Genomic DNA, 13956 nt, shown 5'->3' on the forward strand with positions numbered 1-13956 from the left:
GAACGGCCACTCCCTTGTGCACTTTGAGGTATTACTGATGAAAGCATGGATCTGCCTGCCATTGATGGTTGTGGCGCTCGCTGGCTGCGCCGGCAAGACGGCCTATCGTGACAGCTGCGCAACCCAGCTGGACGCCGCCTGGAAGGAACTCGACCTGGCCAAGGCCGAAGGTTTTGCGGGCACCGTCAGTTATTCCAAGGCGTTGTCGCTGCTGACCGGGGCCAAGACCCAGCAGCAGTTCGAAGGCTTTGAAGGCTGTGCGAAAAAATCCGAGAAGGCCCGCTTCTACATTCGTGAGTCCCGCGCCGGGCGTTGAACAAGGAGCGTTGTATGTCTGCCATGCTTGATCACGTGGTTGCCCAGGTGCTGACCCTGCAGGTGCGCTTGCTCGCCTGCCGCGAGCGGCTGGCAGCTGATGTCGACAGTGAGGCCCTGCACGACCTGCGCACCACCACGCGGCGCCTGCGCAGCCTGCTGCGGCCGCTGCGGGGCTTGCCTGCGGTCGAGCAATTGGAGAATGCCGCGCGTGCTTTGGGCATCCTGACTACTCCGCTGCGTGACCGTGAGGTGCTCGCTGCCGAGCTGCTCGAGCGTGGCCAGCAGGACGCTGCCGAGCGGCGTCTGCGGGGCAGGGCGCAGACTTTTGCCACGGTGGCCGCGAGTCCCGAGCTGACGCGCATGCTGGCGATCATCGACGCGTTTCCGGCGTTTCTGCGGGCAGCGGATCGCGAAGGTCTGGTCAAAGGCCTGCAAAAACGCGTGGACAAACGCCTCGGCAAACAGTGGCACAAACTGCAGCAGGGGTTAGTCGACCCAGCCCACGATCGGCACCGTTTGCGCCTGCTGATCAAGCGCGTGCGCTATGGCGATGAGGCCTATCCACAGCTTGATCATGCCGGCGATAAGCTGCAGCGCCTGCTCAAGCGCGCACAAGGCGATCTGGGCGATTGGCACGACCGTCTGCAGTGGTTGGCGCAGGTACCGCTCGACGCAGCTCTACGGCCCTGCCAGGCGGCCTGGCAGGCAGAGCTCGAGGCCGCTGAGCGGCAGGGTGACCTGACATTGAAGCGCCTGCACAAGGCAGTGTCGAGCCGCTAGGCGCTGGATTGACCGATATGAAGCCTGCATCGGCGAGCGGAGCTGGTTAAGATCGGCTGCAGCTGGGGCGCCTGGCTGCCCCGATTCGATAGCCAAGCCTGCGAGATCGCCATGACCTTCACCCAATTGCTGGCCGCGGTACAACAATCACCAGAAGCCGTCACTGTGCCTGCTACCTGGGCGCAGGGGCGCGCCGTCTTCGGCGGGCTCATGGCTGCCATGGTCTATGAGCGCATGCGCCTGCAACTCGTCGACGAGCGCCCGGTGCGCTCGCTGGCGATCACCTTCGTTGCCCCGGCCGCGGCAGATGTCCCGATCAGCTTCGAGGTAGAGGTGCTGCGCGAGGGTAAAGCCGTCAGCACCCTGCTTGGGCGTGCAGTGCAGCAAGGTCAGGTAGTGACGATCGTGCAAGGCAGCTTTGGCGCGGGCCGCTCCTCGCTGATAGATGTCCCTGCGCAGCCCCCGGTCGAGATGAAGGCGCTCGCCGAATCAGCGCCGGAACTGCCTTATATCAAAGGTGTGACGCCAGAGTTCATGCGCAATGTGGCCTTGCGCTGGGCGCTCGGCGGGCTGCCCTTCAGTGGCAACACTTCTCGGCAAATGGGCGGCTGGGTGCGTTTGCGGGATGTGCCTGAGCAGGCCGCGAGCGAAGCGCATCTGCTGGCCTTGGTCGACGCCTGGCCGCCGAGCCTGCTGCCGCACCTGAAACAACCTGCGGCGGGCAGCACCCTGACCTGGACCATCGAATTCATTCAGCCCCGGCCGCAGCTGAGCACCCATGACTGGTGCCGGTATTGTGTGGACACGGAATACGCCAAGGATGGCTACGGCCATGCCTCGGCAGCGTTGTGGACAGCTGGCGGCGAGCTGCTTGCCCTCAGCCGCCAGACCGTTACCGTATTTGCCTAGCGACGATAGCCGTGGCGTTGCAGGCCCAGACCCGCGATCAAGGCGATCACGCCTACCGCAATCTGGCTCAGGTCCATAGCAAACACGCCGGACAGGACCAGCAATGCTCCAAGGACGACCAACGCTACGGCTAGCAGCAGCATGGCCAGCTCGGCCGGTTGGCGGTGGGCGTGGTGGTCGCCACGCCATTGGCTGGGGTGAAGGTTGAACAGGCGCTTGCTCATGGGCATTTCCTCACAGTCATGTCCAAAGCTTAGTGCTGCAAGGTCATTGCGGCCAATCGAGGCTGGCTATGGTGACTATAGCTTGAGCTGACCGATCGCCTTGTTCAGCTCACCGGCGAGGGTCGCCAGCTCGCTGCTGGTGGTCGCCGAGCCGACTGTCTGCTGCACGGTCTGCTCGGTGACATCGCGGATGCTCACCACGGCGCGGTTCATTTCCTCGGCCACCTGGCTTTGCTGTTCGGCAGCCACGGCTATCTGTGTGTTGCTCTCGCGCATCTGCGCGACTGCACTGGTGATCTCCGCCAGGGACTCACCAGCCTCGCGGGCCTGCTTGACGCAGTCATCAGCCTTGTAGGAACTCTCTTGCATGAACTCCACCGCATCGCGGGTGCCGGACTGCAGGGCGCAGACCATGTCGGTGATCTCGTCGGTGGAGCTCTGCACGCGTTTGGCCAGGTTGCGCACCTCGTCAGCGACCACTGCAAAACCACGGCCCAAGTCGCCAGCCCGCGCCGCTTCGATTGCGGCGTTCAGGGCAAGCAGATTGGTTTGCTCGGCAATACTGTGAATCACCCCAACTACGCCGTTGATCTTCTGGCTGTCTTCCGCCAGCTGGCGGATCATTTCGGCGGTCTGCTGCACGCCGCTGGACAGCCCGGAAATTGAATCCTGTACGCGACCGACGACTGCCTGCCCGCTGCCGGCAAGGTTGTCCGCAGTTTGCGACAAGTCACGGGTGGCGCCGGCATGTTGGGCGATGTGGTGCACAGTGGCGGTCATTTCGTTGATGGCGGTAGCGGCCTGATCGGTCTCGCTTTGCTGGCCAAGCATGCCGTGGCGGACATCGCTCATGCTCGCTGCCAGGCGCGCGGCGCCGGAGTCGAGTTGTGCAGCAGTGCGCGCTACGGTGCTGACTACCCGGTGATAGGTCGACTGCATGGCGTTGAACGCGCCCGCCATTTGCCCGACCTCATCGCCGCAGGCCAGCGGCACACGCGCCGACAGGTCGCCGGTCTTCTCGACGTGGAGCATGACGTCTTTGAGCGTATTGAGCTGGCTGAGCAGAAAGCGGATCAGCAGCTGCGATGCGCCGAGCATCGCCAGCATCAGTACCATCACGCACACGGCATAATTGGCGAAGCGATCAATAAACACCTGGCGCAGGCTTGGCGAGTGCGCCAGCAGCGCCAATTGCTGTTGGCCATGGCTCACGACCTGTGCACCGCGCAGCGGGTTGTCACCCAGCAGCGAGTGGCTGGCCAGCTCGACCCAGCCTTGGGCGTTGTTCAGTGCGGGCAGTGGTTGGCCGGCGAAACCTGGCGTTTGCCCGGCTTGCCAGCTGATCAAGTTGGCCAGTTCAGGCAGCGCTTGCCCGGCCGGCCAGGCCGCAAGCAGACGAGCCTGCGCCTGGGCGGCTGCTCGCGCACCTTCGGCCCGGGCCTGCTGCTCGAGCTGCACGGCGTACAGCACCAGCAGCAGGGTGGTGACAAAGGCCACTGCGTTGACGGCCCAGAATTTGTACTTCAAGGAAATATTGCTAAGCCAGGCACCCATCGTATAGGTCTTCTCTGAGTTGAGCGGAAACAGTATTGGCAAGGTGCCATCATTGTTTCCGATTGCTTCAGAGTGGGTCTTGATGTGTGTCAACGAATCCCGGTCGGCTTATGCCTCTGCCGACGGCAGAGCGAAGAACTGGCGCGCGCACTCGGTGGTGTGCCTTGCCGTGTATTCCAGGCTTTCACCGCGGTGCAAGGCGACCTCACGCAGCACCTCGGGCAAGAACGCAGGTTCGTTGCGGCCGCTTTTCGGTTTCGGCCGCAAGCTGCGCGGCAGCAGGTACGGTGCATCGCTTTCAAGCATCAGGCGGCCCAAGGGGATGCTGCTGACCAAGGGATGCAGGTGCGTGCCACGGCGCTCGTCACAGATCCAGCCAGTGATGCCGATATGCAGGTCCAGATCCAGATAGGCGAATAGCGCCGCGCGCTCGCCGGTGAAGCAATGCACCACGGCGGCCGGCAACTGGTCACGGTAGTCCTTGAGAATTGCCAGCAGGCGCTCGCTGGCATCGCGCTCATGCAAAAACACCGGCAACTGGGTTTCTACTGCCAGGGCCAGATGTGCGTGCAGGGCTTTCTCTTGCTCAGGCCGTGGCGAGAAATCGCGATTGAAGTCCAGGCCGCATTCGCCGACGGCCTTTACCCGAGGCTGAGCGAGCAGCTGGCGCAGTTGCCGCTCGCTGTCGACACCCCAGCTCTTGGCATCGTGAGGGTGCACGCCAGCGGTGGAGAACAGTCGCTGCCCCGGTTCATCCAGTTGCTGGCACAACTCCAGCGCCTGTTCGCTGCCCTCCAGGCTGGTACCGGTCACGACCATTTGCACAACGCCTGCCTGCAGCGCGCGCTCGACGATGTCAGCCTCTTTGCCGTGGAAGCTGCTGTTGGTCAGGTTGACGCCGATATCGATCAGTTGCATGGTGCTACCTCGTGCTGCGGGGCGGCCAGCATAGCAAATCCCCCGAACATCGCGAAAAATCCAAGAACTTCAACGGATTGCCAAGGTCTTTCAGTCTCTGCCGGCGCCGCCGCAGAGGCCTCTTCCCACACCATGGACATGTTCGCCAATGCAGCGATTCCTGCTGATTGTTTCGCTGATGTTCAGCCTGCTCACGGCCGCCGCCGTTCATGCGGCAGTGTCCGGGCCGGCGCAGGCCAGCGCAACCAGCAAGCAGCCGCGCGACCTGGCGCAGGTGCGCAGCAGCAAGGTGCTGCGGGTTCTGGTCAACCAGAGCCGCAACAGCTCCGGCGAAATCAAGGGTGAGCCGGTTGGTATCGAGTACCACCGGCTGCGCGCGCTGGAGCATTTTCTCAATGGCCGCGAACGCCAGGGTGATCTGATTCAAGTCAAATTGATCCCGCGGGCCAAGGAACAACTGCTCGGCGCCTTGCAGCGCGGGGAGGGTGACCTGGCAGCGCCGGGCGAGCTGCTCGATCCGGCTCAGGTCAGCGGCGTCGGGGTGAGTGCGCCAGTGCTCGACAAGGTGCCGCTGCTGCTGGTTGGACGCAAGGGCGAGCGCAGTTTCAGTCGGGTCGAGCAGTTGTCTGGGCGCACCATTGCCTTGACCACCGCCAGTGGCGCGGGCCCTGCGATCCAGGTCATCAATCAGCAGCTGGCATTGCGCAAGCGCGCACCGATCAAGGTCGAGTGGGTAGACCCGACGCTGGCGGTCGAGGATGTGCTGGAGATGGTCCAGGCCGGCATTTACCACCTGACTGTGGTGGAGCGGCCGATTGCGCTGCGCTGGGCCCGGGTGATGCCGAGGCTGCGGGTAGATAGCAAGGTACAGATCGGCCAACCGCAGGCTGTGCGCTGGTACGTCGGTAAAGATGCTGATCAGTTGCTGGCAACTGTCGACCGCTTTCTGGCCGGCTATCGCGCACCGGAAAACCAGGACGCCGCATTCGAGCGTATCTACCGGCGCCAGTACCGCGTGCACAATCCGCTGGCCCGCCAGGAGCGCCAGCGCTTGCAGGCGGTGCGTGGAGTGTTACAGAAGCACGGCGAGGCGCAGCAGATCGACTGGCTGAATCTGGCCGCGCTGGCATTCAAGGAGTCGACCCTCAACCCCGCCGCGCGCGGCGTCGGCGGCGCCCACGGGCTGATGCAGATCACGCCGTCGGCGGCGCAGCGGGTAGGGGTGAGCAACACGGCGAACGTGGATGGTAATGTCCAGGCCAGCGCGCGGTACCTGGCGTTGATCCGCCGCAAGTTTTTCGCCAGCCCCCAGCTCAACGAGCGCGAACGTATGGCGTTTGTGCTGGCGGCTTACAACCTCGGCCCGGAGCGGGTCCAGGCGATGCGTGCCGAAGCGCGCAGGCGCGGACTCAACGGCAATCAGTGGTTCTTCCAGACCGAGCGCATCGCCATGGAGCAGGTCGGCATGGGCCCGGTCAACTTCGTCAACAGCGTCAACAAGTATTTCCTCGCCTTCAATCGCGAGCGCGCCAGCCTCGAGCGCGTCGCCAGGCGTTGAGCAATCTGGCTGTCACAAGGGCTACACGTACAGCTTGTAAGTTGTCGCGTGTAGCTCTAGCATAACCCTTGCGCCGATTTAAACAGCTACTTGCGGGGCGCAGGAGGCAGCCCCATGTCAGGGCACTCTGAAATACCGCTAAAACGCTGGTTCGGTGACGCCTCCCACCGCAGCCCAGCGGGATTTGCGAGGCGGAGAATTACTCCATGAGTTGTCCACGTACCAGTGTCTGTCTGACCCCTCTGCCTGCCGGCCAGGTATCGCGCACCCCGCGCATTCTTCTCAGCGGTCAGCATCAACCTACCTTGTTGCGCCACCTTGACGGCTTTTCGCGGCGCAAGGGCCAGGCTCGCGCGTTTCTGATCCAGTTCGCTGAAACCTGTGCCTTGCTCAAGCAGTACGGGAGTGATCGTTTTGATCTGGCGGTGATTCAGTCGCCTACGGCGGAAGAGGCGGGGGAGGTGATTGGTCACCTGACGCGGATTGCTCGGCAGGGGTTGATTACCCGGCGTTGAGATCGTGGGGCCGCTTCGCGGCCCAATCGCGACACAAGGCCGCTCCTACAGAGACCGCGCCAGGCATGTCAAACGCGGTCCCTGTAGGAGCGGCCTTGTGTCGCGATTGGGCTGCAGAGCAGCCCCAAATCCTCACCCCACCTCATATTCGATACTGGCAATAAACCACACAGCTTCCCCGGTCGGCGTCTGCACGATCACTTCATCACCCTCCGACTTCTTCAACAGCGCCCGCGCCATCGGTGAGTCGATGGAAATGTAGTCGTTACGCCCATAGATTTCGTCGTAGCCAACCACGCGGAAGCGCTTGACCTCGCCAGCCTCGTTATCAATTTCAACCCAGGCGCCGAAGAACACCTTGCCCTCTTGTTCGGGGGCGTAGTCGACAACGCGGATATCCTCCAGACGCTTGCGCAGGTAGCGGATTCTGCGGTCGATTTCGCGCAGCAGCTTCTTGTTGTACTGGTAATCGGCGTTTTCACTGCGATCGCCAAGTGATGCCGCCCAGGCGACCTTCTGCGTGATTTCCGGGCGATAGGTTTGCCACAGATGATCCAGCTCTGCTTTCAGCGCAGTGTGGCCTGCACGGGTGATGATGTTGGTTGGCAATGCGGGCTCCAGAGGCGCTTATGGGTTGGGCGTGCGCCCTAAAGTCACGGTGCCGAGGCTAGCACGCAAGGCTGGCCTCGGTCACACCGGGTGTCGAGCGCGCCTCGTCAGCCCTCGCGCAGCACTGTCAGCGGGCTTGCATTCAGCGCCCGGCGAGTACCAAACACCCCAGCACCGCCTACCAGCAGGGCGCCAATCAACGGCAGCAACAGCAGCCACGGGTGCGGGCTCCACTGCAGGTCGAAGGCGTAGCGATACAGCGCCCAGCTGATCAACTCGCAGCCCACTGCCGCAAGCACACCGCTGGCGGCGCCGAGCAGGCCAAACTCGATCCGCCGCGCTCGCACCAGCAATGGCCTACCGGCACCCAGTGCACGCAGCAATGCGCCTTGGCGGATGCGCTCGTCAAGGGTGGCCTGCAACCCGGCGAACAGCACTGCCAGGCCTGCTGCGAGCACGAACAGCAGCACGTATTCGACCGCCAGGGTGACCTGGGCGAGGATGCTGCGCAGCTGTTCGAGCAGGGCGTCTACCTGGAGGATGGTGGCTGCCGGGAACGCACGTGATAGCGCCACCACTTCCTGATCATGGCCTGGGGCCAGATAGAAGCTGGTCAGGTAGGTGGTAGGCAGGCCTTGCAGGGTGCCCGGCTGGAAGATCATGTAGAAGTTCGGCTGGAAGCTGTCCCAGTGCACGCTGCGCAAACTGCTGACGCGGGCCTGGCGGTGCTGGCCGGCGATGTCGAAGTTGAGCAGGTCGCCCAGCTTGAGGTGCAGGCTGGCCGCCAGCTCGGTTTCCACCGATACCCCCGGGATGCCGTCAGCCGCTGGCGGTGCCTGCCACCACTCACCGCTGACCAGCGCATTACCCTGCGGCAAATCGGCCGCCCAGGTCAGGCTCAGGTCGCGCTGCACCGCACGTTCGCCGGTGGACTCCTTGCTTACCAGTTGGCGCACCGGCTCATCGTTGATATGGGTCAGCCGGCCGGGGATGACCGGGTACAACGGCGCGGAGACGGCGTTTGCTTCACGCAGACGCTGGGCGAACGGCTCGCGGTCATCTGGCAGGATATTCAGGGCGAAATGATTCGGCGCATCCTTGGGCAGCTGCGCTTGCCAGTTGTCCAGCAACTCGGCCCGCAGCAGCGCGACCAGGCCCATCGCCAGCAAGATCAGGCCGAACGCCAGCGCCTGGCCGGCAGCGGCCAGCGGGTGGCGCAGCAACTGGCCAAGGCCCAGTCGCCAGGTCAGCGGCGCACCGCCGAGCAAGCGGCGCAGACTGCGCAGGCCGAGCAAGAGCAGGCCGCCGAGGAGCAGGGCGGCAATCAGGCCGCCACCGAGCAGGGCAAAGGTCAGCAACAGGTCCAGGCTCAGCCGCCACATGATCAGGCCAAGGGCGGACAGCGCTGTGCCATACACCAGCCAACTGCTGGCTGGCACGGGCAGCAGGTCACGGCGCAATACTCGCAACGGTGGCACCCGGCCCAGTGCGGCCAATGGCGGCAAGGCGAAGCCGGCCAGTGCCACCAGCCCGGTGGCGATACCGGCCAATGCTGGGGTGAGGCCTCCCGGCGGAATGGTGCTCGGCATCAGCCCATCCAGCAGGCGGAACAAACCCAGCTGTGCCAGCCAGCCAATGACCGCCCCGGCCAATGCCGCGACCAGGCCCAGCGCTGCCAGTTGCACGCAGTACAGGCCCAAGGCCTGGCGCCTGGACAGGCCCAGGCAGCGCAGCAGGGCGCTGGCGTCGAGGCGGCGTGCGGCATAGCGGCTGGCCGACAGCGCCACCGCCACGCCGGCGAGCAATACTGCGACCAGGCTGGCCATGTTCAGATAACGCTCGGCCTTGCCCAGCGCGCCGCCGATCTGCTGATTGCCATCGCGAGTGTCGCGCAGGCTCTGGTTGGCCGCCAGGGTTGGCTCCACAGCCTGGCGATAGCGGCCCAACGTCTCGGCCTCGCCGCGCCACAGGTCGCGGTAGGTGACCCTGCTGCCAGGCTGGATCACGCCAGTGGCCTGCAGGTCGTCGAAGTTGATCAGCACCCGCGGCGTCAGGCTGTAGAAGTTGTTGGCGCGGTCGGGCTCGTAGGTCAGTACCCGGCTGATGCGCAAGCTCTTCATGCCGACGTCGATGCTGTCACCCATGGCCAGGCCCAAGGCTACCAGCAGGCGCGGTTCGACCCACGCCTCGCCAGGCGCCGGGCTACCGCCTGGGCGTTCTTCGGCAAACGGCGCGGCGGCGCTGCGCAGCTCGCCGCGCAGTGGGTAAGCTGCATCGGCGGCTTTGATGCTGGACAGCTGGATACCGGCATCGGTGCCGACCACACTGGTGAATTCCACCACCCGGGCGTGGCGCAAGCCCAGCCCTATGCCGGCGCTGATCTGCGGGTCGGCTGCTGCCGAGCTGCCTTGCAAGACCAGGTCGGCGCCGAGGAATTCGCTGGCGCGCAGTTGCATAGCGCCATTGAGGCGGGCGCCGAAGTAACCGATCGCGGTGCTTGCCGCCACCGCCACCAGCAGGGCGAAGAACAGCACGCGCACTTCACTGGCGCGAACATCGCGCAGCAGCTGGCGCAGGGCCAGGCTGTACAGGCGCAGCATCGACAGTCGTCTCATCACGGCTCCAGGGGCGCGACCAGACGCCCGGCGTCCAGGCGGATCAGACGGCGGCAACGTTTGGCCAGGCGCTCGTCATGGGTGACCAGCACCAGGGTGGTGCCGCGCTCCTTGTTCAGTTCGAACAACAGGTCGCTGATGCGTTCGCCAGTGTGGCTGTCGAGGTTGCCGGTTGGCTCGTCGGCGAACAGCACCGCCGGCTGCGCGGCGAACGCGCGCGCTATCGCCACCCGCTGTTGTTCGCCGCCGGAGAGCTGGCGCGGAGTGTGGGTAAGGCGCTGGCCCAGGCCGACCCGCTCGAGCAGGCTGCGTGCCACCTCACGGGCATCACGGCGGCCATCAAGTTCCAGCGGCAGCATGACGTTCTCCAGTGCGTTGAGGCTGTCGAGCAACTGGAACGACTGGAACACAAAGCCAACGTGCTCGGCCCGCACCCGCGCGCGCTGGTCTTCATCCAGCGGGCCGAGATCCTGCCCGGCCAGGATTACATTGCCTGCGCTGGGCCGGTCGAGGCCGGCGAGTAAGCCGAGCAGGGTGGATTTGCCCGAACCGGACGCACCGACGATGGCCAGGCTGTCGCCTTTGGCCAGATCCAGGTCCAGCGCGTGCAGGATGGTCAGGTCGCCTTCCGTGCTGGGGACCACTTTGCTAAGGTTCTGCGCAACGAGAATGCTTTGATCCATGGAGAATCCAATGCGAGCGTGGTGGTTGAGTGCGGGTCTGGCCTTGTGTTGCCTGGCTCAGAGCGCGACGGCGGGGACACTGCTGGTTGTCGGCGATAGTATCAGTGCCGGTTTTGGCCTGGATACCCGCCAGGGTTGGGTTTCCCTGTTGCAGCAGCGGCTCGAGGCCCAGGGTAACGATGCCAAAGTGGTTAATGCATCGATCAGTGGCGATACCAGCGCAGGTGGCCAGGCGCGGCTGCCGGCGCTGCTTGCAGCGCACAAGCCAGAGCTGGTGATCATCGAGTTGGGCGGCAACGATGGCCTGCGTGGGCAGCCTCCCGCGCAATTGAAACAAAATCTTGCGTCGATGATCGAACGCTCCCAGGCCAGCGGGGCCAAGGTGGTGCTGTTGGGCATGCGCTTGCCGCCCAACTATGGCCTGCGCTACACCACGGCTTTTGCCAAGGTGTTTGAAGAATTGGGCGCTGATAAAAAGGTGCCGTTGGTGCCGTTCTTCCTTGAGGGGGTGGGCGGGGTGCCCGAGTTGATGCAGGCCGATGGCATTCATCCGGCGCAGGTCGCGCAGGAGCGTCTGCTGGAAAATGCCTGGCCGGTAATAAAACCCTTGCTGTGAGGCTTTAAACGGGGGCCGCTTTCGGATAATGTTGCGCCCCCCGTTTTGAGACCCCCCGATGCCGCGTCCTGCCTGGTCCCTGTATGCCTATCAACTGATCGAGCCTGATGATCAGCTGGACCTGTTCGCGTGTCAGGAAGTCCGCGTGCACCTGGTAGCTCGCCAACTTGAGTTGGGCGCGCCGGTAGACCGCACCCTGTGTGGTGGTCTACTGCCGGCTCAGCCGCGCTGGTCGGTGGTGCCGCGCTCGATCCAGCGCGATAACCGCCTGTGTACGTTGTGCCGGGCCATCCTCGATGCCCAGCGGCGCGGCACTCGTCCCGTCTGGCCGCAGCTGTGAACGGCCGCGTGGAACCGTAGCCGCCTTTCATCATCTGAAATGTATGCAGCCACTGCCCGTCTCCCGCTTGCGCCGGGGCGGGTGTACAATCGACCGTCTTGATCTACCTTCGAAGGATTCTCCGGATGTTGCCGCGCATTCCCGCCGTCACCCGTCGCCTGTCCCTGGCTGCCCTGCTGGTAGCGGGCCCCGCCTGCGCGCTGGAACTGCCACTGCCTCCGCCCGGTGAGGACGTCGTTGGCCAAGTGCAGACCATCAAAGCCAAGTACGAAGACACCTTCGCCGACATCGGCACCGCCAACGACCTCGGCTACCTCGAGATGATCGCGGCCAACCCGGGTGTCGACCCTTGGCTGCCGGGTGCCGGCACCGAGATCATCCTGCCTACGCGTTATGTGCTGCCACCTGGGCCCCGTGAAGGGGTGGTGATCAACCTGGCCGAGTATCGCCTGTACTACTACCCGAAAGGGCAGAACGTGGTGCACACCTACCCACTGGGTATCGGTCGCGAAGGCTGGGGGTCGCCGATTGCCAACACCAAGATCACCGCCAAGACGCCAAATCCGACCTGGACGCCGCCGGCCTCGATCCGCGCCGAGCATGCCGCCGATGGCGACATTCTGCCAACGGTGGTGCCGGCCGGGCCGGACAACCCGCTTGGGCCGTTCAAGTTCACCCTCGGTGTACCGGGTTACCTGATCCACGGTTCCAACAAGAAGTTCGGCATTGGCATGCGCACCAGCCACGGTTGCTTCCGCATGTTCAACAACAATGTACTGGAGCTGTCGAAGATGGTTCCGGTGGGTACCCCGGTGCGCATCATCAACGAGCCGTACAAGTTTGGAGTAAGTGCCGGCAAGGTGTATCTGGAGGCTCACACGCCGCTGGATGATCATGGTGATCCGTCGGTGGTCGACAAGCACACCGCAGTGATCAATGCCCTGCTCAAGCGTGAAGACCTGGCCAACAACCTGCGCATGAACTGGGACATGGTTCGCGATGTTGTTGCCGCCGAAGATGGCATGCCGGTGGAAATTGCCGTGCCGGTGGCAGGGCAGGCTGGTGCACCGATGGTGTCGAGCATTCCCGAAGAGCTGCAGTAACTCGCAGTGCGTTGCCCGAAGGCCTGCCGTGTGCAGGCCTTTTTGTTGCCTGAGACTTTTGGTTTTCCCCAAAAAACTGGGCAATAAAAAAAGCCGACCCACGAGTGGGTCGGCTTCACAACAATCCGTGAGGATTATTACTTGCGGCTGGCTTTGTCCAGCATACGCAGAGCGCGCTCATTGGCTTCGTCAGCAGTTTGCTGAGCCTTCTGAGCAGCAGCCAGAGCGTCGTCAGCCTTACGGTAGGCTTCATCGGCACGGGCTTGAGCGCGAGCGGCTGCGTCTTCGGTAGCAGTCAGGCGAGCTTCGGTTTCTTTGGATACGCTGCTGCAACCGGTAGCCAGAACAGCGGCCAGGGCGAGAGCAGAGAATTTCAGAACGTTGTTCATCGTGTTCCCCTTCAAGGATCTTCTAGTCAAAAGAGCCATCTCTCAAAAAAGAGAAACTGGCCGGCGTACATAGTACCCATTACTTGTAGTAAGTAAACTGACGGAGCGCAAGAACTGAGAAAAAAATGCCGCTTTATAGGGGCTTGGCGCTGCGCTTAAGGGTTTTCCCCAACATGGCCGCCAGCGCGCGCAAGCACTTGTAGCACCACAACTTTTTTGTTGAACTAAAGGTGACTTCAGCGGTCTTTCAGCGTCATACCAGAACATCATCCGGATGCTCTTGTGAGTGAGCCAACGGCGTGTACCGCTGTTTGCTGATCGCTGACTAAAGCGCGCTGAAAACTTGAGCAATCCCGCCACGGGCGCCTACTATTTGAAGGTGCCAAAAATGCCGAACGTGCAGGGAACCCTGTGGTCGAAGGGGGCATGAGGGGGCGTAGAGTTTCTCCGCCGGATACATCAATCGGGTAAGGTATGGGTCTGCCGACGAGACCTGCGAGGAGTAGTGATGAGCGAAGCGCTGACCATCCACCATGACCAGGCCGGTCATCAGTTCGAGACCAATGTGGACGGTCATCGTGCCTACCTCACCTATATGGACCTAGGTAAGCAGACGCTGGATATCTACCGTACCTTCGTACCCAATGCGCTGCGCGGTCGCGGTATTGCAGCGGCGCTGACTCAGCAGGCACTGCAGTACGCCGAGCAGATGGGCTATACGGTCATCCCGTCCTGCTCGTATGTCGAGCGCTACATGGAGCGTCAGCAGCGCCACTCGAGCAAGGCCTGAGTCGCTGACTGCAGACACAAAAACGCCGGGCAATG

15 protein-coding genes and 1 pseudogene are annotated in these 13956 nt (G+C 63.3%); 9 read left to right on the forward strand and 7 right to left on the reverse strand.

The genetic code is table 11. The features are described from left to right. Positions 1-37: 37 nt before the first annotated feature. The 3 genes from ACQZ2L_RS12720 to ACQZ2L_RS12730 all read left to right on the forward strand — a co-directional run bounded on the left by ACQZ2L_RS12720 (position 38) and on the right by ACQZ2L_RS12730 (position 2007). Complete coding sequence (locus ACQZ2L_RS12720) at positions 38-316, forward strand: hypothetical protein (protein WP_101321064.1); 279 nt, start codon at positions 38-40, stop codon at positions 314-316. A gap of 14 nt (positions 317-330) precedes the next feature. After that, complete coding sequence (locus ACQZ2L_RS12725) at positions 331-1098, forward strand: CHAD domain-containing protein (RefSeq protein WP_430326326.1); 768 nt, start codon at positions 331-333, stop codon at positions 1096-1098. Between the two features lie 111 nt (positions 1099-1209). Beyond that, positions 1210-2007 (forward strand): acyl-CoA thioesterase, encoded by a 798-nt coding sequence (locus tag ACQZ2L_RS12730; protein ID WP_430326328.1) that lies wholly within the window; start codon positions 1210-1212, stop codon positions 2005-2007. 2 nt (positions 2008-2009) lie between these two features. Here ACQZ2L_RS12730 and ACQZ2L_RS12735 read toward each other — a convergent pair. The 3 genes and pseudogenes from ACQZ2L_RS12735 to ACQZ2L_RS12745 all read right to left on the reverse strand — a co-directional run. Further along, positions 2010-2231 (reverse strand): annotated as a pseudogene (locus tag ACQZ2L_RS12735) (terminase); the annotation flags it as partial. Positions 2232-2306: 75 nt separating this feature from the next. Next, complete coding sequence (locus ACQZ2L_RS12740) at positions 2307-3785, reverse strand: methyl-accepting chemotaxis protein (protein WP_430326329.1); 1479 nt, start codon at positions 3783-3785, stop codon at positions 2307-2309. Between the two features lie 108 nt (positions 3786-3893). After that, on the reverse strand, positions 3894-4703 hold the full coding sequence (locus ACQZ2L_RS12745; protein ID WP_430326330.1) for a TatD family hydrolase: 810 nt from the start codon (positions 4701-4703) through the stop codon (positions 3894-3896). A gap of 148 nt (positions 4704-4851) precedes the next feature. Here ACQZ2L_RS12745 and ACQZ2L_RS12750 point away from each other — a divergent pair, with 148 nt between their 5' ends. Continuing rightward, positions 4852-6261, forward strand: coding sequence for a transglycosylase SLT domain-containing protein (locus ACQZ2L_RS12750; protein ID WP_430326332.1), 1410 nt, complete (start codon positions 4852-4854; stop codon positions 6259-6261). A 206-nt stretch (positions 6262-6467) separates the two neighbouring features. After that, positions 6468-6776 (forward strand): hypothetical protein, encoded by a 309-nt coding sequence (locus tag ACQZ2L_RS12755; RefSeq protein WP_101321052.1) that lies wholly within the window; start codon positions 6468-6470, stop codon positions 6774-6776. A 132-nt stretch (positions 6777-6908) separates the two neighbouring features. On the opposite strand, the gene greB is transcribed toward ACQZ2L_RS12755, so the two are convergent. From greB to ACQZ2L_RS12770, 3 genes are all read right to left on the reverse strand, one after another. Next, entirely contained in the window at positions 6909-7385 is a 477-nt protein-coding gene (greB, locus tag ACQZ2L_RS12760) for a transcription elongation factor GreB (protein WP_101321050.1), read from the reverse strand. A 107-nt stretch (positions 7386-7492) separates the two neighbouring features. Further along, on the reverse strand, positions 7493-10000 hold the full coding sequence (locus ACQZ2L_RS12765; RefSeq protein ID WP_430326335.1) for an ABC transporter permease: 2508 nt from the start codon (positions 9998-10000) through the stop codon (positions 7493-7495). Then, positions 10000-10683: an ABC transporter ATP-binding protein gene (locus ACQZ2L_RS12770; protein ID WP_103437957.1), complete on the reverse strand. Its 684-nt coding sequence runs from the start codon at positions 10681-10683 to the stop codon at positions 10000-10002. Before ACQZ2L_RS12770 ends, ACQZ2L_RS12765 begins: the two co-directional genes overlap by 1 nt. Before the next feature lie 10 nt (positions 10684-10693). Here ACQZ2L_RS12770 and ACQZ2L_RS12775 point away from each other — a divergent pair, with 10 nt between their 5' ends. The 3 genes from ACQZ2L_RS12775 to ACQZ2L_RS12785 all read left to right on the forward strand — a co-directional run bounded on the left by ACQZ2L_RS12775 (position 10694) and on the right by ACQZ2L_RS12785 (position 12742). Then, positions 10694-11299: an arylesterase gene (locus ACQZ2L_RS12775; RefSeq protein WP_430326337.1), complete on the forward strand. Its 606-nt coding sequence runs from the start codon at positions 10694-10696 to the stop codon at positions 11297-11299. Between the two features lie 58 nt (positions 11300-11357). Further along, positions 11358-11639: a hypothetical protein gene (locus tag ACQZ2L_RS12780; protein WP_101321041.1), complete on the forward strand. Its 282-nt coding sequence runs from the start codon at positions 11358-11360 to the stop codon at positions 11637-11639. Positions 11640-11764: 125 nt separating this feature from the next. After that, positions 11765-12742, forward strand: a complete 978-nt coding sequence (locus ACQZ2L_RS12785) for a L,D-transpeptidase family protein (RefSeq protein WP_101321039.1) — start codon at positions 11765-11767, stop codon at positions 12740-12742. 137 nt (positions 12743-12879) lie between these two features. Here the strand turns inward: ACQZ2L_RS12785 and oprI are convergent, their stop codons facing one another. Continuing rightward, positions 12880-13131 (reverse strand): outer membrane lipoprotei OprI, encoded by a 252-nt coding sequence (gene oprI, locus ACQZ2L_RS12790; RefSeq protein ID WP_003259780.1) that lies wholly within the window; start codon positions 13129-13131, stop codon positions 12880-12882. 508 nt (positions 13132-13639) lie between these two features. Between oprI and ACQZ2L_RS12795 the strand changes: the two genes are divergently transcribed. Then, positions 13640-13921 (forward strand): GNAT family N-acetyltransferase, encoded by a 282-nt coding sequence (locus ACQZ2L_RS12795; protein ID WP_101321037.1) that lies wholly within the window; start codon positions 13640-13642, stop codon positions 13919-13921. The last annotated feature ends 35 nt before the right edge of the window (positions 13922-13956 follow it).

Source organism: Pseudomonas shirazensis (assembly GCF_050496565.1).
GTDB lineage: Bacteria > Pseudomonadota > Gammaproteobacteria > Pseudomonadales > Pseudomonadaceae > Aquipseudomonas > Aquipseudomonas shirazensis_A.